This window comes from Sulfitobacter sediminivivens (genome assembly GCF_042611115.2).
Classification (GTDB): domain Bacteria; phylum Pseudomonadota; class Alphaproteobacteria; order Rhodobacterales; family Rhodobacteraceae; genus Sulfitobacter; species Sulfitobacter sediminivivens.
In genome coordinates, this window is sequence record NZ_JBHGAR020000004.1 from 116796 (window position 1) to 136657 (window position 19862).

Genomic DNA, 19862 nt, shown 5'->3' on the forward strand with positions numbered 1-19862 from the left:
CAGGGTTGGCGCATTTTTCAGTTCTCAACGTGCGGGTGTCGTGCTTAACTCACCTCAAACAAGACAATGAACCGGGAGGATATTATGCCACAGGTCAACATGACCGTGAACGGAAAAGCCGCGTCTGGCGAGGTGGAGGGGCGCACATTGCTGTCGCACTTCCTGCGCGAGGATCAGGGGCTGACCGGAACCCACATCGGATGCGACACCAGCCAATGCGGTGCCTGCGTGGTCCATGTGAACGGCGAAGCAGTCAAAGCCTGCACCATGCTGGCCGTCGAGGCTGAAGGTGCCGACGTGGCCACCATCGAGGGTCAGGCCAACGCAGATGGATCTCTAAACGTGATCCAGCAGGCGTTTCAGGACCATCACGGGCTGCAATGCGGGTTCTGCACACCGGGTATGGTGATGTCCGCCGCCGCACTGCTTAAGGACAATCCAAAACCAACCGAGGCTGAGGTGCGTCATTATCTGGACGGCAATATCTGCCGCTGCACCGGCTATCACAACATCGTCAAGGCGATCATGGCCGCATCCGGTCAGGACGTGGGCGCGATCGCGGCTGAATAATAACTTAAATGCGCGGGGTCGCTCAGTCTACGGGGAGGAAACGTAGACTGCGGCAGATCCCCCAATCGGGGAGGAAGAACTATGCCTAAGGACGGTGGTATCGGTGCCAGCAGCAAGCGGCGCGAAGACGTTCGGTTTTTAACCGGAGCAGGCAACTACACAGACGACATCAACATCCGGGGGCAGGCCCATGTATTTTTCCTGCGCTCTGACGTGGCCCATGGCACACTGACAAATGTCGATACATCCGCGGCCGAGGGCATGCCGGGTGTGGTCAAGGTCTTTACAGGTGCGGATTTCACCGAAGTGGGCGGTATGCCCTGCGGCTGGCAGGTGACCGACAGACATGGCGAAGCGATGCAGGAACCGCGCCACCCGGTGCTGGCCCATGAAAAAGTCCGCCATGTCGGCGAACCGATTGCCGCCGTGGTGGCCGATACACTTGAGCAGGCCCGCGATGCCGCAGAAGCCATTGTGGTTGACATTGATGAACTGCCCGCCGTCATCGATATGAAAGAAGCGGTCAAGGACGGGGCAACCAAGGTACATGATGATCTCACTTCAAACCTTTGTTATGACTGGGGATTTGTTGAGGAAAACAAAGGCGCTGTGGATCAGGCGTTCAAGGATGCGGCGCATGTAACGACGCTGGAACTGGTCAACAACCGGCTGGTCGCCAATCCGATGGAACCGCGCGTAGCAGTGGCGGATTATGCCCGTGGCGATGAACAACATACGCTTTACACCACCTCGCAGAACCCGCATGTGATCCGGCTGTTGATGGGGGCGTTTGTCCTGGGCATTCCCGAGCACAAACTGCGCGTTGTGGCCCCGGATGTGGGCGGTGGCTTTGGCACCAAAATCTTTCACTATCAGGAAGAGGCGTTTTGCACATTTGCCGCCAAAGCCTGTAATCGCCCGGTAAAATGGACATCGAGCCGGTCTGAGGCGTTCATTTCGGATGCGCACGGCCGGGACCACGTGACAAAGATTGAACTGGCGCTGGATGCGGACAACAACTTTACCGCATTGCGCACCGACACCTATGCCAACATGGGGGCCTATCTCAGCACCTTTGCACCTTCGGTGCCAACATGGCTGCACGGCACATTGATGGCAGGCAACTACAAGACGCCGTTGATCTATGTGAACGTCAAGGCGGTGTTTACCAACACGGTGCCAGTGGACGCCTATCGCGGTGCGGGCCGACCCGAGGCCACCTTCCAGTTGGAACGGCTGATTGACAAGACGGCGCATGAATTGGGTGTCGATCCGATAGCCCTGAGGCGGCAAAACTTTATCACTGAATTCCCGTATGCCACGCCTGTGGCGGTGGAATATGACACCGGCAACTATGTCGCCACCATGGACAAACTCGAAGAGATGGCCGACATCGCGGGGTTCGCCGCGCGGCGCAAAGCGTCGGAGGCCAAAGGCAAACTGCGTGGCTTTGGCATGAACTGCTATATCGAGGCTTGTGGCATTGCGCCCTCAAACCTCGTTGGGCAATTGGGCGCACGTGCGGGGCTTTACGAATCTGCGACGGTCCGGGTCAACGCCACTGGCGGTCTGGTCGTCATGACCGGCAGCCACAGCCACGGGCAGGGGCACGAGACATCCTTTGCGCAGGTTGTGGCAGAGATGATCGGCATCGACGAAAACATGGTTGAGATCGTGCATGGCGATACAGGGCGCGGGCCGATGGGTATGGGCACCTACGGGTCCCGGTCTATCGCAGTTGGCGGATCGGCGATGGTGCGGGCGACCGAGAAAATCATCGCCAAAGCCAAAAAGATTGCCTCGCATCTTCTGGAGGCGTCCGAGACCGACATTGAGCTGAAGGATGGAGCGTTCAGCGTGGCAGGCACGGATAAATCCGTGGCCTGGGGCGATGTGACACTGGCCGCCTACGTGCCGCATAACTATCCGCTTGATGACATTGAGCCGGGTCTTGAGGAGACGGCGTTCTATGATCCGTCCAACTTTACGTATCCATCCGGGGCGTATGCCTGCGAGGTCGAGCTTGACCCCGAAACGGGTCAGGTCACGATCGAAAGGTTCTCGGCCGCCGATGACTTTGGCAACATCATCAACCCGATGATTGTGACGGGTCAGGTGCATGGTGGGCTGGCCCAGGGGATCGGTCAGGCATTGCTGGAAAACTGTTCTTATGACAGCGACGGTCAACTGCTCAGCGCGTCCTATATGGATTACGCGATGCCGCGGGCCAGCGATCTGCCCTTTTATGACGTGGATCATTCCTGCCAGACGCCCTGCACACACAATCCCTTGGGGGTGAAAGGCTGTGGTGAGGCAGGTGCCATCGGATCGCCGCCATCGGTGGTCAATGCGGTTTTGGATGCAATGCGGTCAGGGGGGCATGATGTGGCGCATATCGACATGCCCGTTTCGCCCGCGCGGGTCTGGGCGGCGATGAATTCTTGAGTTGCACCGACGGGACCGGGGGCCAGCCCCCGGACCCCCGGTAGTATTTACGGAACAATGAAAGGGAAGGCGGCAGGGATCGTGCCGATCGCCCCGAGGTTGAAGGAAACAAGATGTACAATTTTGACGTTGAAAGACCCACCACCATCGCAGACGCGGTTCAGGCGATGACGCGGGACGAGGCGCAGCCGATCAGCGGCGGGCAGACCTTGATCCCGACGCTCAAGGCGCGGCTGGCGGCACCGTCGGTATTGGTGTCACTGACCGATATTGATGAGATGCAGGGGGTGTGTACGGATGATGAGGGACGGCTGTGCATCGGCGGGGCCACAACCCACGCCACAGTCATGCGCGAGGCGGCGTCCCATTATCCGGCGCTGGCCAATCTGGCAGCGCGCATTGGCGATCCAGCGGTGCGCAATCGCGGCACCATCGGAGGATCGGTGGCCAACAACGACCCGTCAGCCTGTTACCCCGCAGCGGTGCTAGCCAGTGGGGCCACCGTTGTGACCAACAGTCGCGAGATTGCAGCAGACGATTATTTTCAGGGCATGTTTGCCACTGCACTGGAAGAAGGTGAAATCGTCACGGAAATCAAGTTCCCGGTTCCGAACGCCGCGCATTATGAGAAGTTCATTCAGCCGGCATCGCGGTTCCCGCTTGTGGCTGCTTTCGTGGCAAAGTTCAGCGACGGCGTGCGTGTCGCGATCACGGGCGCATCCAATAATGGGGTGTTTCGGTGGACAGAGGCTGAGGCCGCGCTGACTTCAAATTTCTCGGCGGATGCGCTGGCAGGTCTGAGTGTCGATGGCACGGATATGATCAGCGATCTGCACGGCACCGGGGCATACCGCGCCCATCTGGTGGGCGTCATGACAAAACGCGCAGTAGCTGCTATCGGATAACAAGCCATTGGAACCAGCGAAAGACCGCCTTCATCTTTGGGGGCGGTTTTTTTGTTTTTTATGATATGGTTAGCTGCAGCCGCGTTGGTTGATGAACCACAACGCCCGATGCCTCCGGCCGTTGATATTGGATAGCGGAACCCGCTGGCGATATATGCGTTGTTACGCAAGCGCTGCTTGAACGGCGTCAAAAAACGGCAAGGACTGCATCAATGAAAAAATTTCTAAAATCAACAACCTCCCTGAGCATCAGCATCGCTTTGGCGATGCCGACGGCAGGTTTTGCTCAGGCCGAGGCCGTGTCCTGCGGCCCCACCAAAGAGCAGGTCGAATTCCCCTGTGCCTTGAAATCCGGCGATTTGATCGAGTCCAAAAAGGATCTGAGGGAGGCCCGCAAAGCGTTGCGCCAGGCCCTGAAGGCAGCCAAAGATAGTGGTGCAGCCATAACCGAAGACATGATGGAGGCCGTCGAGGAACCCTCGGATGAGGCGATGGATCAGGATGCAGTAGACCAAGCGGCTGCGGATCAGGCTGCGGCAGATCAGGCGGCAGCGGACCAAGCGGCTGCGGATCAGGCCGCGGCAGACCAAGCGGCAGATGACCAAGCGGCAGCGGATCAGGCGGTAGCAGACCAAGCGGCAGCGGATCAGGCGGTAGCAGATCAAGCGGCTGCAGATCAAGCGGCTGCAGACCAAGCGGCAGCAGATCAGGCGGCAGCGGATCAGGCGGCAGCAGATCAGGCGGCAGCGGACCAAGCGGCAGCAGATCAGGCAGCGGCTGACCTTGCGGCAGCGAACGCAGCAGCAGACGTGGAAGCACAGGCAGCCCTGGAAGCACAATTGGCGGAAGAAGCGGCAGCGGCAGAGGCCGCTTTGGATGCACAGGCTGCCACCGACGCCCAGACAGCCGAAGCAGCGGCGGTTGAAGAAGCGCTGCGTGAAGAACGGCGTGCTGCGCGCCGCGAGGAGCGTCGTGCAGAGCGCCAGGCAGAACGGGAAGCCGCAGCAGCCGCTGCAGCCGAGGCTGACGCAGGCACGGCCACAGCAACTGTTGTAACCGAGGAAGTCACAGCGGATGAAGTGCGGACGTCGGATGAAGAGTTTGACACATCTGTTGCCAGCCGGTCCGCGGCAGCGGCACCAGCGACGGCGGCAGCCACGGCAACTGCGCCTGCCGCCGCCCCGGCCGAAGACAGCGGGCTGAGCAAATTTGAAAAAGCTCTGTTGCTGGGTCTGGGTGCGGTCGTGGTCGGCTCTGTGCTGAAAAATGGCGACAAGATTGTCAGCCGATCCGGTGACCGGGTGGTTGTACAAGATCCAAATGGCGATTTGCGTGTCTTGAAGGACGACGATGCCCTGATCCGCCGCCCCGGCGATGAGGTGCGTACAGAAACATTCAGCGATGGCTCAAGCCGTAGCACAGTGGTGAAGCCTGACGGATCCAAGATTGTGACCATCCGCGCCCGTGACGGGTCGGTTCTGCGCCGGGTGAATGTCGATCCTCAGGGCCGTGAATACGTTCTGTTTGATGACACCATCGTGGAAGAGCAGGAAATTGTGGTAAATGAACTGCCACAGATCGAGCAACGATTTGCATCCGTGGGCACGCAGTCCGAGGATGCCCTGCGTGCTGCTTTGGAAATGCAATCAGCGGTGCCGCAGAACAGGACGTTCTCATTGCGTCAGGTGCGCGAGATCAATCAGGTGCGTTCGCTGGCACCGGAGCTAGAGTTGGATGCGGTCCGCTTTCAAACCGGGTCAGCGGCGATCTTGCCAGAGCAGGCGCGTAGCCTGGCGCGCATTGGCGGCACTTTGCGTGAACTGATCCGCCAGGATCCTCGCACGGTCATTCTGGTCGAAGGGCACACTGATGCCGTGGGCGATGCGACCTATAATCTGGCCCTTTCGGATCGGCGCGCGGAAACGGTGGCTCTGGCCTTGACGGAATATTTCAATGTGCCCCCGGAAAACATGATCACCCAAGGCTATGGTGAATCTGCGCTCAAAATACCGACGCTGGCTTCTGAGGCTGCGAACCGCCGGGCGGTTGTGCGCAACATCACCGGCTTACTGCGGTAAGTTCGACCCTTGAAACGAAAAAAAGCCCCTGCGTCACAGCGGGGGCTTTTTTTTATCGACGGGTTCTATGCGTTTGCCCCTTCAGCCAAGTGGCAAAGGGAAGCGCGTATGATCAGCTTTTTGGCAAAGGTCCAATCAGCATCACCATCTGGCGGCCTTCCATCTTTGGAAAGTTCTCGACCTTGCCCACATCTTTGGTGTCTTCGGCAACCCGTTCCAGCAATTCGCGGCCTAGGTTCTGGTGCGCCATCTCACGGCCCCGGAAACGCAGGGTGATTTTCACCTTGTCGCCATTTTCCAGAAACTTGAAAACATTGCGCATTTTCACATCGTAGTCATTCGTGTCCGTATTCGGACGGAACTTGACCTCTTTGATCTCGATGATCTTTTGCTTCTTGCGCGCTTCGGCTTCGCGTTTCTGCGTCTCGTATTTGAACTTGCCAAAATCCATGATCTTACACACGGGTGGATTGGCGTTTGGCGAAATCTCAACCAGATCAAGTCCGGCTTCCTCGGCCATTTCCATGGCACGTGTCGGGGTCACGACGCCGGCGTTTTCGCCGTCTGCACCAATCAGGCGGATTTCAGGGGAACGAATATTCTCGTTGACGCGCGGGCCGGTGTCGCGTTGCGGCGGCGCATTATGGGGTCTGCGAGCGATGGTGATTGTCCTTTGATTGTTCACAATTTTCGAATTTGCAAGGTAGACGCGGCACCGGACATCTTCAAGCCGCAAAATTCAGCCTAAGCAGGCATGCGAAAAGAATTTCCACTTGAACCTTCTTGGTTTGACGCGCATTTGGACCATCAGAGGGCCGGGATGCACATGCAAGACCACCGAGGCCCGCCATAAGGGGACCAGAACATGAAGAATATTATTTGGATTATCATTGCTGCCGTGATCGCGATCGGCGGTTATATGCTGTATTCGGGCAAATCCGCCACCGAAATGGCGACAGACACGGCCGAGGCTGTGACAGCACCAGAGCCGGTTGATACCACAACTGAAACCGAAGCTGCGGCAGAAGCAGCAGCGGCAGCCGAAGCAGAAGCCGCCGAAGCGGCAGCAGCAGCCGAAGTTGAAGCAGCCGAAGCAGCAGCAGCGGCAGAAGCCGCGGCAGCAGAAGCAGCAGCAGCGGCAGAAGCTGAAGCAGCAGCGGCAGCTGAAGCGGCAGCAGCCGAAGTGGAAGCGGCAGCGGCACAGGCCGCAGCAGAAGCGGAGGCCGCAGCGGCAGAGGCGGCAGCAGCCACAACCGAGGCAGCGACTGATGCAGCCGAGGCCGTTGATGAGGCAGCTGATGCTGCAACTCAAGCCACCGAAACAGCAACCCAATCAGTTGACGCTGCCATGGCAGATGAGCTGCTGACCGTTGAAGGCTTTGATCTGGATAAAGTGACGGCGATGATCGAAGAGTCCGATCTTGGTCCATTGCAGAAAACCACGTTGACCAACGGCGTTCAGGCCGCAAAGGACAATCCGGACGCGCTTAAGGCCTTGCTGGAACAGATCCGCGACGCGATGAACCTCTGATCTGATCAGACTTCAATCACATCGACTAAAGAAAGCCGCGCCCTTGAAGAAGGGCGCGGCTTTTTCTTTACTACTTTTCCAAAGGCCGTTGATTTTAACCGACAAAGGCCTTTTCAACGACATAGTGCCTGGGGTCTGAATTTGCCCCTTCCTCAAGGCCGAACCCTTCGAGGATCTTCTTGAGGTCAGTGTTCAGCCCGATGGATCCACAAACCATCGCGCGGTCTGTCTGTGGTGAAATGCCGTCAATCCCCAGATCGCTGAACAAGGTACCGTTTTCAAGCAAGGTGGTAATCCTGCCCATCTTGGGGCTTTGTTCGCGGGTTGTGGTCGGGTAGTAGCGGATCTTGGCCAGATTTTCGGCACCGATCAGTTCCTGCATCATCTCATCCGCCTGCAGCTCTGCGATCAGGGTGCGGCCATATTCCAACTCAGCCACATCGCGACAGGTATGGGTGATGATCACCTCATCATAGTCCTCATAGGTCTGCGGTTCGCGCAAAAGCGACGCGAAAGGTGCAAAGCCTGTGCCGGTGGCAAAGAACCACAGCCGCTTGCCGGGCAACAGGGCGTCATGCACCAGCGTGCCCACAGGTTTGGGGCGCAGAATGATTTGATCGCCGGGCTGGATATGCTGCAGCTTCGAAGTCAGCGGCCCGTCCTGCACCTTGATCGAATAGAATTCCAACTCGTCGTCCCAAGCCGGTGACGCAATGGAATAGGCGCGCAGCAGCGGCTTTTGCCTGCCCGTCACCGGGTCAGGATCGCCCATCAGGCCGATCATCACAAATTCACCGGACCGGAACCGCAACGAGGCGGGCCGGGTGACGCGAAAGGAAAACAATCGGTCAGTCCAGTGTTTCACAGACGTTACTTTTTGCGCGTCCGGCAGGGTCGGTACGGGTTTGGCGGCGGTTTGGTTCACGGGTGTTTGCTCAGTCATTATTCATCTCGCAAGCAGGTGCCTGCGGCCTTGTCTTAAAAGAAGGGAGGGGTGAGGGCAACGCAGCTTTAGGTCGCAGCGCCGCGCAATCGGGATTGATAATCGTTCTGTTGCCAATTGGCGCGGAACAGCCATTGATCAGCAGGCTGGCGGGCGGCGATGGCACTGTCTACCTCGACTTCATCAAAACCGGCTCGCCGCGCCATCGCATATTGATCAGACAGCACCGCGCCGTGCGCGCGCAGACGCCCGGTGTATCCGCGCAACCGCAGCGCCCGAGCGATGGTAAAGCCGCGGCCATCTGCGGATGACGGGAAATCAACGCGGATCATCTTGAGACCCGTCAAATTGATCGCGCCGGGGTCCGCGTCAGACGGCAGGTCAAGAGCCACACAGTCGTTTGCCGCACCCTGATTGCAGAACCCTTGGGTCCAGTCGTCCGCGACGAAACCGGTATCGTTTATAAGTTGTGTCATGTGTTCGCTCCTGTTCGCACCATTTTGCCATTCTCAAAATGGATGCCACATTCATCTTTTGGTGTGTCTCTCCAACGGCCTGCGCGGGAGTCTTCACCTGATCTGACCGGTGAGGTGCACGGTGCACACCCAATGGAGGGAAAGCCGCGCGCGACCAGAGGATGACGCGGCAGCCGGTTTTCATCGATGTAATCAGACACGTCCTTGGCATGCCAGAATGCCAGCGGATTAACCTTGATCCGCGCTGGCGCGTCCGCGCTGACGGCCTCAACCTCGAAGAATGGCAAAGCGGCGCGCGCGCCCGACTGAAACCGCTTGCGCCCGGTGATCCAACCATCAAAACCCTTTAAGGCCTCAGCCAAAGGCGCGGTTTTGCGCAGGCCACAGCAGGCATCGGGGTCGGTTTGATGTAAGGTGCCATCGGGGTCATGCTTTGCGATATCAGCCGCCCGCAGGATAGAGACGTTGTGCAGCCCCAGCCGTTCGGTGAGTTCCTGTTGATAGACCAGCGTTTCGGCGAAAAGCATCTCTGTGTCGATGAAAAGCACCGGCAGATCGCGTTTCACCATGGAAGCGAGGTGTAAGAGCGCCACCGATTCCGCGCCAAAGCTGGACACCAAGGCAAGGTTCGGCACTTCGCGCACCGCCGCGCGCAATACATCTGTGGCGCTGTGGTGGCGCAAGTCCGTGTTGAGGCGGACAACCCTTTCCACCAGCGCGGCACCCGTTACAGGCCCCGGCGCATCGGTATTTTTAAAAGGGTGAAGATCAGGGTGATCAAGCGGCATTTGCCCGGTCTTTCTGAGACTGATCCTCAGGGTAGAGGGCCGCCTTGAACGGGGCCAGACCGAGGCGCTTGTAGGTTTGCAGGAATGTCTCGGACGGCTCGGCGCGCAGGTCAAGATAGGTCAACACCAGCGTTTCAATGGCCGGAACGATTGCTTCGGCCGAGAAACCGGGGCCCGCACGTTCGCCCAGTGCTGCGTCTTCTGTGCCATCCCCGCCCAGTGTGATCTGGTAATTTTCAACACCTGCGCGGTCGAGACCGAGAATGCCGATGTGGCCCACATGGTGATGCCCGCAGGCATTGATGCAGCCCGAGATTTTGATCTTGAGCGGGCCCACGTCATGTTCCAGTTTCAGTTCATCAAAGCGCGTGGCGATTTGCTGGGCGACGGGGATCGAACGGGCCGTGGCCAGCGCGCAATAATCCATGCCGGGGCAGGCGATGATATCGCTGATCAGCCCGATATTGGCGGTGCCAAGCCCCGCCGCGCGCAACGCTGAGAACACTGATGGCAGATCGGCACGGTGTACATGTGGCATAATCACATTCTGTTCGTGGCTAATGCGCAGTTCATCGTGGCCATAGCGTTTGGCGAGCTCCGCCATCAGCCGCATCTGGCTTGAGCTGGCGTCGCCCGGTGTCTTGCCATGTGCCTTGAGGCTGATCGACACAATTGCATATCCCGGCGCGCGGTGTTCGCTAATGTTGGTGTCGGCCCAACTGCGAAACAGTGGATCATGCTGATAGGCGTTGCGAAATGGGTCGTCGCTCGCGGTTTTGTATGATGGCTGGGCAAAATCCGCCTCAATCCGGGCAAGCATCTGTTGATCCACGCCGGTAAACTGCGGACGGATCAGTGCAAAGCGTTCTTCAACCCGCGCGCGGATATCGTCGATGCCGTTCTCATGCACGGTGATCTTGATGCGGGCCTTGTATTTGTTGTCGCGCCGACCCAGCAGGTTGTAGACGCTGACGATGGCCTCAAGATAGGGCAGCAAATCCGCCTGTGGCAGAAATTCATTGAGCACTTTGCCAATCATCGGGGTGCGGCCAAGGCCACCGCCGACGATCACTTCATATCCAATCTCGCCGTCGCGTTCCAGAATACGCAAGCCGATGTCATGCGCCTTGATCACAGCGCGGTCATTGGCCGAACCTGTGACCGCCACCTTGAATTTGCGCGGCAGGAATTGAAATTCAGGGTGGTCCGTCGACCATTGGCGAATAAGTTCGGCCACGGGACGCGGATCGGCAACCTCATCTGCAGCAGCCCCTGCAAAGTGGTCTGCCGTGACATTGCGGATCGTGTTGCCCGAAGTCTGGATCGCGTGCAGGTTCACCTCTGCCAGCGCATCGAGCATATCTGGCACATCGCGCAGTTCAGGCCAGTTGTACTGGATGTTCTGACGGGTGGTAAAGTGGCCATAGCCCTTGTCCCATTTGTCCGCGATATCCGCGAGCTTGTGCATTTGCGCACCATTCAGCGTGCCGTAAGGGATCGCGACGCGCAGCATATAGGCGTGCAATTGGAGATAGAGACCGTTCATCAGGCGCAGAGGTTTGAATTCATCCTCGGTCAATGACCCGTCAATACGGCGTTCAACCTGCGCGCGAAACTGTGCGTTGCGGGTGGCGAGAAATTCGGCATCAAAATCGGTGTAGTGGTACATTACAGCGTCTCCTGTTTGCCGTGCGCATAGTTCGACGGGCCTTTGGCGCGAAAATCTTCGCGGAAATGGGTGGGGTGGGGCGTATCGTCTTGAAGCGTCACATCGGCGAGATACACACCCACAACGAGGTCTTGCTGCGCACTGGCATCAATCAGGCGCAGGTCGGCGTCGGCCTCATCGGTGAGAACCTCGGCCTCTGCCAATTGGCGGGTCCAGCCTGTTGCGGTTTGATAGATGACATCGCCTTCCAAAAGGGCATTGCCGGTGACGACTTTGGGGGTAAAAGGCTTGGCCATGTCAAAGGGCCTCCTGATAGGAAAAGGGCTGTTGATTTTGCGTCAGTATCACGTCGGTATTACGTCGGTGTGACGCGAGGGCGGCCCGTGGGGCCAGACCGTAGAAGGTGAGCGCCGGGCCCGACATCTGCGCCGCTGCCAGATCGGTGGGCAACTGCGCCAGCGAGGTTTCTAGAATGCGCTGGTCGGGGCGAGAGGCGTTTTCGATCACCGTGACGGGGGTGGCGCGGTCTGCGCCGTGCATCAGCAAGCGACCTTGAACAAAGCGCGCGGATTTTTTGCCCATGTAGATCGCGGCAACTTCGTTCGGGCGGGCAAGTGCGGCCCAGTCATGATCGGCAAAGCCCTTCATGTCATGGCCCGTAATAAACCGGACAGACGCGTTGCGGCCCCGGCGCGTCAGGCTTTGGCCAATCGTGGCGACGGCGGCAGATGCCGACGTGATGCCCGGCACGATGTGCCATCCGATGCCATGGGCGTCGACCGCGTCGATCTCTTCGTCAAGACGACCAAAGACCGTGGCATCACCGGATTTGAGGCGCACGACCTGCGCGCCTTTCAGGGCATGTTCAACCAGTAAATCATTGATTGTGCCTTGCGCGGTGGACGGGCCAAAGCCCTCTTTGCCCACGTCAATCATCACCGCTTCGCGGCGCGCAAGTTCGAGGATTTCGGGGCTGATCAGACGGTCGTAAATCACCACATCCGCCTCATCAAGCGCACGGCGGGCTTTGAGCGTCAAAAGCTCAGGATCGCCCGGACCGCCGCCAACAAAGGCCACATGACCGGGACGGGCGGTTTTGCCCAGGTGGTCATCCAGCAGCGTGTCGAGCGCCGGCCTGACCCCGGCTTCGCCATCGGCAATCGCCTTGGGGCCAGTGTTAAAATAAAAGTCGCGCCAGAAATCGCGGCGGGCGCGGCCAAAAGGCAGGGCGTCGGCGGCCCTGCGAAAGGTCTTGCCGATGCGCGCAAGGGTGCCAAGCGTGGTGGGCAGGCGTTCCTCAAGATCGGCCTTGATCGCGCGGGCAAGCACGGGGGCCGCCCCTTCGGTACCGATTGCGATGGTCACGGGGTCACGGTCGACAATTGCGGGCGTGATGAAGGCGCTGTCGGCGAGATTATCGACGATGTTGACCAACGCGCCTTCGGATCGGGCAATGGCGGCGGTGCGAGCATCTTCGGGCGCATCTTCGTCCGCGGCATAAAAGAGGGCGGCACCTGTGACATCACCGCTTTGCAGCGCGCGGGGGTGCAGGGCCAGTTTCCCAGCGTCGGCCCAAGCGGCGATTTCGGGGGCGGCGTTTGCGGCGAAGACACTGATCTTTGCCTCGCTTTTCATCAGCAGGCGCAGTTTGGCCAGTGCTGCATCACGCCCCCCGGACAGCACGATGCGCTGGCCCTTTGTGGACAGAAAGATGGGAAAATGATCCATATCGGCACCTGCTTTGGCGTTACTCTTGATTCCATATATAGGAAATATTCCCAATAATGCGCCAGATGTCTGGACAGATAAGAACGCCTGTTCTATCTGATGCGCGGTTCTAAACAGCAGGACCATAATTGAAGGAAGCACAGGATGAGCGTTCGGATCGACGACACAGACCGGAAGATTTTGGCCCAGCTGCAGCGCGATGCCAGCCAGTCTTTGGACGATATTGCCAAAAATGTGGGCTCTTCCAAGACGCCGGTATGGAACCGGATTCGCAAAATGCGGGATGCCGGCGTGATTGGACAGCAGACGGTGATGCTGGATGCGGAGGCGCTGGGGTTTGAGGCGTGCTTTTTTGTTCTGATCCGCACATCAGAGCATGAGGCGGCATGGCAGGCGCGGTTTCTGAAAGCTTTGCAAGACCGCCCCGAGGTGCAGGAAGCGCACCGTTTGGCGGGCGACATCGATTATATCCTCAAGGTCCGGGTCAAGAACGCGCGGGCCTATGATGCTTTCTATCAGGCGCTGATTTCAGAAGTGCGCGTGCACAATGTAACGGCGCTGTTGTCGATGGAAGAAATCAAGTCGACTGTGATGTTGCCGCTGTAACGCGGCACCGGTTTGGGGTGCCGGTTGAACAAAGCTGCCTCACCCCGAAATCCCACATAAATTCGGCATTGATGCAAATCAAGGGAACGCTTGGTGAAATCCTCTAGTGTTTGGCGAATGAACCAAGAGGGGACGAATATGTTTGAGAAAATAGTTGTCGGTTTTGACGGGTCAGAGATGTCCGAAAATGCGCTTCGGCTGGCATGCCAATTGGCTGAAAAATGCGGATCAGAAATACATCTGGTGCACACGCCGCAGCCACACACTGTTGCCTTTGCGATGGGGGCGGTTGCAGGGTATCACGCGGCGACGACAATGCCATCCGCCGAAGAGGTTCAACAAGCCGCCGACAAGATACTTGACGCTGGCAAGGTCATTGCCAAAGAACACAACCAGACGATCAAGCAGACCTACAGCGAGAGCGGCGATCCCGCCGACCATATTGTCGCCTGCGCAGAAAGTTGCGGTGCGGATCTGATTGTGACGGGCCGTCGAGGACTTGGGGCAATTGGGTCCTTGCTTCAGGGCAGCACATCTTTGCGGGTCAATCATCTGGCGAAATGCCCAAGTTTGACAGTCGTCTAAGGTTTTCGGCTATGGCTGGATCACCAATTGATCCAACTTGTGAAAATGATAGGCATTGGCATATCGCGGAACCTCTGCCAGCGTCATGTTTGGCAGATGTGCAAAAAGCGCGGGCAGGGCGATCTGCAATTCCAAACGTGCAAGCGGCGCGCCGACACAAAAATGCAGACCCCCGCCAAAGGCCGCATGGGGTTTGGCGGGGCGTGTCGGATCAAATGTATCGGGGTTCTCGAACACCGCCGGGTCGCGACCGGCAGCACCCAGCATCAGGGCAATTTCATCCCCTTTTTCCAAGGCGACATCCCCCAGCGCAATATCCTCATAGGCAAATCGCGTAAACATATGCAGTGGCGGATCAAAGCGCAGCAGTTCCTCAACAGTTGTTGCGATATGATCGGGGTTCAGCAGGGCGAGGGGTGTGCGATGGTCCAGCAGACATTTCACCGCGTTGCCGAGGCTGTGCACGGTTGCCTCGTGGCCCGCATTCAACAGCAAGATACAGGTGCCAATCAATTCATCCGTGCTTAGTTTTTCACCGTCTTCTTCGGCGGCAATCAGATGGGTGATCAGATCATCGCGGGGGTCATTTCGGCGCTGATCAATATAGCCGCGCAGGAACGTGGTGAAGTCGCGCGATGCCTGATTTGCAGCATCCTCGATCGCGCGGCTGCGGCCTGCCTGATACATCGCGACCATGGTGTTCGACCACTGCAAAAGATCGCGCCACATGTCTTCTGGCACGCCCAGCAGCCGCGCGATGATCCGTACAGGCAGTTGCGCACAAAAGGCGGGGATCAGATCAAATGGATCAGACGGCAAAGTGGCCAGCAAGTCGGCGGTGACCTGTTCAATATCCGGCTTGAGCCCGGCAATCCGGCGCGAGGTAAAGGCACGCAGCACCAGACCGCGCAGGCGGGTGTGGCGGGGAGGCTCCAGTTCCAGCATTGAATGTGCCTCGACCTTTCCCCAGTCGGACAGATGCGCAGGGTAAGGTTTGCGCATGCCCTCGGGCACCTCGCGGCCCAATCGCCGATCCCGCAAGAGCGCCTGCACGGTGGCCGCATCAAAGGCCGCCAGCATCCCGTAGTCTTGCCAGAACAGCACCGGTCCATCCCGGCGGGCACGGGCGTAGGCGGCATAGGGGTCTTGGACAAAATCAGGGTCCAGTGGAGAAAGGTTGAGCATTTTCATGAGGCCACATGAACCCGCTGGGACTGGTCTTTGCAAGGGGGCTCGTGCAAACTTGGCGCATGAACAACTCGATGCGCCAACGAGCCGCCCTTGTGCTGGCTTTCCTTGCGGTTGTGCTGGTCCTTGCTGGCGCAGTTTGGCGCTATGGCTACGTCAAGGGGCTTGATCAGCTTGATGCGCGCGGTCAGGCCGATCTGGCATTGGCGGGGGACCGGTTGGTCGGGCAATTGCAGCGCTACCGGGATCTGGCGGTGTTGATGGCTGACCACCCACAGATCAAGGCACAGCTGGCAGGCACGGATGCGCAGGCAACCGCGCGGCTGCTGCAAGAGGTGGCAGACAAAACCGCAGCACTGGATGTTGCGGTGCTGGACAGGTCAGGCCGGGTCAGGGTCGCGGCGCAAAATGAATTTCCCCGCGACATGAGCGGTCAAGCCCATGTTCAGCGCGCATTGCGGGGTGCGTTGGGCTGGGGGCATGGGCCGGGGCTGCCGCTGACCAAACGGGCGTTTTACCATGCGGCACCGGTTTTTGATGCCGCGGGCCAGGTGCAGGGCGCGGTGGTGGTCATCACCGATCTCAACGGCATAGACTACAATTGGCGCGGCACTAACCCGGCGGCATTCTTTACCGACGATCAGGGCATCGTCTATATTTCAAACAGGTCCGAGTTGTTGTTCTGGCAACGGCCCGAAGGCATGGCAGGCCTGGTCCCGCCTGTCGGTGCGGCCCCCGAATTTTCGGAGACCCACCCCGGCGGCCATGAGGTCTGGCATCTGGGCTGGGGGCGCTATTTGCCCGGTGATGCGCTGCACCTGACGCGGGAATTGCCGGTCATTGGGATGCGCGGCGAGGTGCTGCTGGACGTCAGCCAGGTGCAGGCCTTTGCGTTGTCACAGGCGCTGGCGGTTGCGGCGCTTTGCCTTGCCTTTGGATCTCTGTTGTTCCTGGCCGCAGAGCGCAGGCGCGCCTTGGCCGGGGCCAACGTGCAGCTTGAGGGGCGGGTGGCAGAGCGTACATTGGCCTTGCGCGAAACCAACGCAAAACTGCTGCGTGAGGCCGCCGAACGTGAAGAGGCGCAAAAGGCGTTGCGCCGCGCACAGGACGATCTGGTGCAGGCGGGCAAGCTCAGTGCCTTGGGCCAGATGTCTGCGGGCATCAGCCATGAATTGAACCAGCCGCTGATGGCGATCCGGTCGTTTGCGGAAAACGCCGTGCAGTTCGTGGAGCGTGGTGTGCCTGAGCGGGCCACCGAAAACCTGACCCGCATTTCGGATATGGCGCGGCGGATGGGGCGGATCATTCAGAACCTGCGCGCTTTTGCCCGTCAGGAAAACGGGCCGCAGGAAAACGTTGACCTGGGTGCCGTTCTGCAATCGGCACTGGACCTGACCCAGGGGCATATCGAAGACGCAGGCGTGCGCCTGGAGTATGAACCCGCTGACAGACCGCTGATGGTGCGTGGCGGTGAGGTGCGGTTGGGCCAGGTGTTTGTCAATCTGATCACCAATGCGGTTGATGCGATGGCCGCAAGTGAGGTCAAGACCCTGACTGTCACCATCAACGACGCGGATCCCTTGACCGTCAATTTTCGGGACACCGGACCGGGCATTGAAATGCCGGACAAGGTTTTTGACCCTTTCTACACAACAAAATCAGTGGGCAGCACCGGGGGCATGGGGCTGGGCCTTTCCATCAGCTATGGCATCGTTCAAAGCTTTGGCGGGCAAATCAGCGGCAGCAACATGCCTCAGGGCGGCGCGTTGTTCTCGGTGACGCTGGAGCGGTCGATAGAAGGGGCAAAGGCGGCATGATACGCACCGTTCTGTTGGTCGATGACGATGCGGCAGTGCGCGAGGCACTGGCGCAGACATTGGAATTAGCGGACATAAAGGCGCTTACGGCAGGGTCATTTGTGGCCGCCAAGGATCGGATCACCGACAAGTTTGAGGGCGTGATTCTGTCAGACATGCGGATGCCGGGGCGCGACGGGTTTCATCTGTTGGAATATGCGCGCAAGCAAGACCCCGATTTGCCGGTCATCTTGTTAACGGGCGAGGGCGATATTCCCATGGCGGTTGAGGCTATGGGCCAGGGCGCGTTTGGGTTTTTGGAGAAACCCTGTGCGCCTGCTGAATTGCTCAGCGTGCTGGAACGGGCGTTGAAAACCCGGGCGCTGGTGCTCGACAACCGCCGTCTGCGGCGCTTGGTTGAAACGGGTGATCCGGCGGCCCGGATGCTTTTTGGCACCTCTGATCTGGCCAATGCCCTGCGCAAACAAGTGCGATTGGTGGCACAGACAGACGGGGATGTGCTGGTGACGGGCGCGCCCGGTGCGGGTGTGTCAAAGGTGGCAGAAGTGATCCATCTGAGTTCTGGCCGGTCCAAGGCACCTTTTGTCAAACGCGCCGCAGCCGGGTTAAGTCCGGATGCACTTAGCGAAATTTTGAGCGAGGCAGAAGGCGGCAGCCTTTTTATCAATGAAATTGGACAGTTGCCCGCACAACTTCAACTTACCCTGAGCGAAGCGGTGGAAGGCCGCACGCCAGTGCGCCTGATCGCGGGCAGCACGCAGGATCTGGCGGCAGAGGTCAGCGCGGGACGATTTAATGGGGATCTTTATTACCGGCTGGAGGTGCTGACTGTGCGCATCCCCTCCCTTGCAGAGCGGCCCGAAGACATTCCGGTGATGTTTCGCCGCTATGTGGACATCGCCGCCGAACAATCGGGCCAAAGCGCCCCGGAGGTTACCCCGCAGGTGGTGGGTGGGTTGATGGCACGCGACTGGCCCGGCAATGCACGCGCATTGATGTCGGCGGCGATGCGGTTTGTGATGGGCCTGCCAGATGAAGGCGAACAGGACGCTGCGCTTGGGCTGGCGGAACAGATGGCGCATGTGGAACAATCCCTGCTTGAGGCTGCCTTGCGTCGCGCACACGGTCAGGCGAGTGCGGCCGCAGAGGCGCTCAAGCTGCCGCGCAAGACTTTCTATGACAAGCTCACGCGCTATGGGATCAAGACCGAAGACTTTCGCGACTGAACCTGTGCGGAATCCCGCACAAAGGGCAGAGCGGCAGTGCGGATTTTCGCACAGATGGGTCCTTTGTGTGCCGGAAGTTTGTTAAGAAGCCCGCGTAACTATTTGAAATACAATGTGAGTTGATCATGCCCACATTGCGTCCAACACAACCTTGTGACCGGCGGTATATCGCGATCTTATGCGGTCAGCGCATTCCTTCGGATGCCGAACCGACTGATTCTATTCTCTGGGAGGAGACACCATGAAATTTTTGACCGCTGCCACTGTGGCCCTGACCCTTTCCGTCAGCGCCGGTGCTGTTGCCGCTGCGTGTGATGATGGCGAGATTGTCATCAAGCTGAGCCACGTTACGAACTCTGACAAACACCCCAAAGGCCTGGCTGCATCGCTGCTTGAACAGCGCGTGAACGACGAAATGAACGGCAAAGCCTGCATGGAAGTGTTCCCGAACTCAACACTTTATGACGATGATAAAGTGCTGGAAGCGATGTTGCAGGGTGACGTTCAGATGGCGGCACCGTCGCTGTCTAAGTTCGAACAGTTCACCAAAGTGTTCCGCATTTTCGATCTGCCCTTCGTCTTCAAGAACATTGCAGCCGTGGACGAGTTCCAGAACTCTGAAGCTGGCGCAAACATGAAGATGTCGATGGAGCGTCGCGGCCTTGTGGGTCTGGCGTTTTGGCACAATGGCATGAAGCAGATGTCGGCCAACAAGCCACTGATATTGCCTACGGATGCCGCAGGCCTGAAATTCCGCGTGCAGCCATCCGAAGTGATCAAGGCGCAAATGGAAGCAATTGGCGTGTCACCCCAGCCAATGGCGTTCTCTGAAGTCTACGGCGCGCTGCAGACCGGTGTTGTGGATGGACAGGAAAACACCTGGTCGAACATCTATGGCCAGAAGTTCTTTGAAGTGCAGGACGGCACGACCGAAACCAACCACGGTGTGCTTGACTACATGCTCGTTGTGTCAACCGACTGGTGGGATAGCCTGCCAGAAGATGTGCGCACGCAGTTGGCGACCATCGTCGAAGAGGTAACCACCGAGCGTAACGCGGCCGTTGGCCAGGTGGACATGGATGCCCGTCAGGCCATTCTGGACGCTGGTGGCAAGATTGTTGAGTTGGACGATGCACAGCGTCAGGCTTGGGTTGATGCGATGAAACCGGTCTGGGACCAGTTTGTCGGTGATATCGGCCAGGAAAACATCGACGCCGCACAGGCGATCAACGCAGGGTTCTAAGCCAAATTCGTTTTGCGATATTGTCCGGCCCCCATATACGTGGGGCCGGACGATTTGACATATC

18 protein-coding genes are annotated in these 19862 nt (G+C 58.7%); 10 read left to right on the forward strand and 8 right to left on the reverse strand.

Going from position 1 to position 19862, the window contains the following annotated elements; translation table 11 throughout:
- The first annotated feature begins 84 nt into the window (after nt 1–84).
- The 4 genes from ACEWL3_RS06390 to ACEWL3_RS06405 all read left to right on the forward strand — a co-directional run bounded on the left by ACEWL3_RS06390 (nt 85) and on the right by ACEWL3_RS06405 (nt 5998).
- Complete coding sequence (locus tag ACEWL3_RS06390) at nt 85–570, forward strand: (2Fe-2S)-binding protein (RefSeq protein ID WP_386178200.1); 486 nt, start codon at nt 85–87, stop codon at nt 568–570.
- An 81-nt stretch (nt 571–651) separates the two neighbouring features.
- A complete protein-coding gene (locus ACEWL3_RS06395) occupies nt 652–3015 on the forward strand; it encodes a xanthine dehydrogenase family protein molybdopterin-binding subunit (protein WP_386178203.1) in 2364 nt (787 codons plus the stop codon).
- A 113-nt stretch (nt 3016–3128) separates the two neighbouring features.
- The gene (locus ACEWL3_RS06400) at nt 3129–3920 is read left to right on the forward strand and encodes an FAD binding domain-containing protein (protein WP_386178205.1); all 792 of its coding nucleotides are present in this window, start codon (nt 3129–3131) and stop codon (nt 3918–3920) included.
- A 212-nt stretch (nt 3921–4132) separates the two neighbouring features.
- On the forward strand, nt 4133–5998 hold the full coding sequence (locus ACEWL3_RS06405; RefSeq protein ID WP_386178208.1) for an OmpA family protein: 1866 nt from the start codon (nt 4133–4135) through the stop codon (nt 5996–5998).
- Between the two features lie 112 nt (nt 5999–6110).
- On the opposite strand, the gene infC is transcribed toward ACEWL3_RS06405, so the two are convergent.
- On the reverse strand, nt 6111–6683 hold the full coding sequence (infC, locus tag ACEWL3_RS06410) for a translation initiation factor IF-3 (protein WP_435000595.1): 573 nt from the start codon (nt 6681–6683) through the stop codon (nt 6111–6113).
- 180 nt (nt 6684–6863) lie between these two features.
- Here infC and ACEWL3_RS06415 point away from each other — a divergent pair, with 180 nt between their 5' ends.
- A complete protein-coding gene (locus ACEWL3_RS06415) occupies nt 6864–7529 on the forward strand; it encodes a hypothetical protein (protein WP_386178211.1) in 666 nt (221 codons plus the stop codon).
- A gap of 94 nt (nt 7530–7623) precedes the next feature.
- Here the strand turns inward: ACEWL3_RS06415 and ACEWL3_RS06420 are convergent, their stop codons facing one another.
- The 6 genes from ACEWL3_RS06420 to cysG all read right to left on the reverse strand — a co-directional run bounded on the left by ACEWL3_RS06420 (nt 7624) and on the right by cysG (nt 13133).
- A complete protein-coding gene (locus tag ACEWL3_RS06420) occupies nt 7624–8472 on the reverse strand; it encodes a ferredoxin--NADP reductase (RefSeq protein WP_386178213.1) in 849 nt (282 codons plus the stop codon).
- A gap of 68 nt (nt 8473–8540) precedes the next feature.
- Nucleotides 8541–8948 (reverse strand): DUF934 domain-containing protein, encoded by a 408-nt coding sequence (locus ACEWL3_RS06425; protein WP_386178216.1) that lies wholly within the window; start codon nt 8946–8948, stop codon nt 8541–8543.
- Nucleotides 8945–9736, reverse strand: coding sequence for a phosphoadenylyl-sulfate reductase (locus tag ACEWL3_RS06430; RefSeq protein WP_386178219.1), 792 nt, complete (start codon nt 9734–9736; stop codon nt 8945–8947). Before ACEWL3_RS06430 ends, ACEWL3_RS06425 begins: the two co-directional genes overlap by 4 nt.
- The gene (locus ACEWL3_RS06435; protein ID WP_386178222.1) at nt 9726–11405 is read right to left on the reverse strand and encodes a nitrite/sulfite reductase; all 1680 of its coding nucleotides are present in this window, start codon (nt 11403–11405) and stop codon (nt 9726–9728) included. The genes ACEWL3_RS06430 and ACEWL3_RS06435 overlap by 11 nt, the downstream gene beginning before the upstream one ends.
- Nucleotides 11405–11701 carry a DUF2849 domain-containing protein gene (locus ACEWL3_RS06440; RefSeq protein WP_386178225.1) on the reverse strand — a complete coding sequence of 99 codons (297 nt, stop codon included), beginning with the start codon at nt 11699–11701 and terminating at the stop codon, nt 11405–11407. The genes ACEWL3_RS06435 and ACEWL3_RS06440 overlap by 1 nt, the downstream gene beginning before the upstream one ends.
- A gap of 1 nt (nt 11702) precedes the next feature.
- Nucleotides 11703–13133 carry a siroheme synthase CysG gene (cysG, locus tag ACEWL3_RS06445; protein WP_386178227.1) on the reverse strand — a complete coding sequence of 477 codons (1431 nt, stop codon included), beginning with the start codon at nt 13131–13133 and terminating at the stop codon, nt 11703–11705.
- A 144-nt stretch (nt 13134–13277) separates the two neighbouring features.
- Between cysG and ACEWL3_RS06450 the strand changes: the two genes are divergently transcribed.
- Both ACEWL3_RS06450 and ACEWL3_RS06455 read left to right on the forward strand, forming a co-directional pair.
- On the forward strand, nt 13278–13739 hold the full coding sequence (locus ACEWL3_RS06450; RefSeq protein WP_386178230.1) for an Lrp/AsnC family transcriptional regulator: 462 nt from the start codon (nt 13278–13280) through the stop codon (nt 13737–13739).
- A gap of 138 nt (nt 13740–13877) precedes the next feature.
- Nucleotides 13878–14324 (forward strand): universal stress protein, encoded by a 447-nt coding sequence (locus ACEWL3_RS06455; protein ID WP_386178233.1) that lies wholly within the window; start codon nt 13878–13880, stop codon nt 14322–14324.
- Between the two features lie 9 nt (nt 14325–14333).
- Here ACEWL3_RS06455 and ACEWL3_RS06460 read toward each other — a convergent pair whose 3' ends face one another.
- Nucleotides 14334–15515, reverse strand: coding sequence for a cytochrome P450 (locus ACEWL3_RS06460; RefSeq protein ID WP_386178236.1), 1182 nt, complete (start codon nt 15513–15515; stop codon nt 14334–14336).
- A gap of 71 nt (nt 15516–15586) precedes the next feature.
- Between ACEWL3_RS06460 and ACEWL3_RS06465 the strand changes: the two genes are divergently transcribed.
- The 3 genes from ACEWL3_RS06465 (at nt 15587) to ACEWL3_RS06475 (ending at nt 19798) form a co-directional block, all read left to right on the forward strand.
- Nucleotides 15587–17329: an ATP-binding protein gene (locus ACEWL3_RS06465; protein ID WP_386178239.1), complete on the forward strand. Its 1743-nt coding sequence runs from the start codon at nt 15587–15589 to the stop codon at nt 17327–17329.
- Nucleotides 17326–18555, forward strand: coding sequence for a sigma-54-dependent transcriptional regulator (locus tag ACEWL3_RS06470; RefSeq protein WP_386178242.1), 1230 nt, complete (start codon nt 17326–17328; stop codon nt 18553–18555). Before ACEWL3_RS06465 ends, ACEWL3_RS06470 begins: the two co-directional genes overlap by 4 nt.
- Before the next feature lie 241 nt (nt 18556–18796).
- Nucleotides 18797–19798 carry a DctP family TRAP transporter solute-binding subunit gene (locus ACEWL3_RS06475; RefSeq protein WP_386178245.1) on the forward strand — a complete coding sequence of 334 codons (1002 nt, stop codon included), beginning with the start codon at nt 18797–18799 and terminating at the stop codon, nt 19796–19798.
- The last annotated feature ends 64 nt before the right edge of the window (nt 19799–19862 follow it).

Coding starts and splice junctions, on each gene's coding strand:
- ACEWL3_RS06475 (WP_386178245.1), top strand. CDS start 18,797: ATGAAATTTTTGACCGCTGCCACTGTGGCCCTGACCCTTTCCGTCAGC.
- ACEWL3_RS06390 (WP_386178200.1), top strand. CDS start 85: ATGCCACAGGTCAACATGACCGTGAACGGAAAAGCCGCGTCTGGCGAG.
- cysG (WP_386178227.1), bottom strand. CDS start 13,133: ATGGATCATTTTCCCATCTTTCTGTCCACAAAGGGCCAGCGCATCGTG.
- ACEWL3_RS06460 (WP_386178236.1), bottom strand. CDS start 15,515: ATGAAAATGCTCAACCTTTCTCCACTGGACCCTGATTTTGTCCAAGAC.
- ACEWL3_RS06435 (WP_386178222.1), bottom strand. CDS start 11,405: ATGTACCACTACACCGATTTTGATGCCGAATTTCTCGCCACCCGCAAC.
- ACEWL3_RS06450 (WP_386178230.1), top strand. CDS start 13,278: ATGAGCGTTCGGATCGACGACACAGACCGGAAGATTTTGGCCCAGCTG.
- ACEWL3_RS06395 (WP_386178203.1), top strand. CDS start 652: ATGCCTAAGGACGGTGGTATCGGTGCCAGCAGCAAGCGGCGCGAAGAC.
- ACEWL3_RS06465 (WP_386178239.1), top strand. CDS start 15,587: ATGCGCCAACGAGCCGCCCTTGTGCTGGCTTTCCTTGCGGTTGTGCTG.
- ACEWL3_RS06430 (WP_386178219.1), bottom strand. CDS start 9,736: ATGCCGCTTGATCACCCTGATCTTCACCCTTTTAAAAATACCGATGCG.
- ACEWL3_RS06470 (WP_386178242.1), top strand. CDS start 17,326: ATGATACGCACCGTTCTGTTGGTCGATGACGATGCGGCAGTGCGCGAG.
- ACEWL3_RS06400 (WP_386178205.1), top strand. CDS start 3,129: ATGTACAATTTTGACGTTGAAAGACCCACCACCATCGCAGACGCGGTT.
- ACEWL3_RS06420 (WP_386178213.1), bottom strand. CDS start 8,472: ATGACTGAGCAAACACCCGTGAACCAAACCGCCGCCAAACCCGTACCG.
- ACEWL3_RS06455 (WP_386178233.1), top strand. CDS start 13,878: ATGTTTGAGAAAATAGTTGTCGGTTTTGACGGGTCAGAGATGTCCGAA.
- ACEWL3_RS06440 (WP_386178225.1), bottom strand. CDS start 11,701: ATGGCCAAGCCTTTTACCCCCAAAGTCGTCACCGGCAATGCCCTTTTG.
- ACEWL3_RS06425 (WP_386178216.1), bottom strand. CDS start 8,948: ATGACACAACTTATAAACGATACCGGTTTCGTCGCGGACGACTGGACC.
- ACEWL3_RS06415 (WP_386178211.1), top strand. CDS start 6,864: ATGAAGAATATTATTTGGATTATCATTGCTGCCGTGATCGCGATCGGC.
- ACEWL3_RS06405 (WP_386178208.1), top strand. CDS start 4,133: ATGAAAAAATTTCTAAAATCAACAACCTCCCTGAGCATCAGCATCGCT.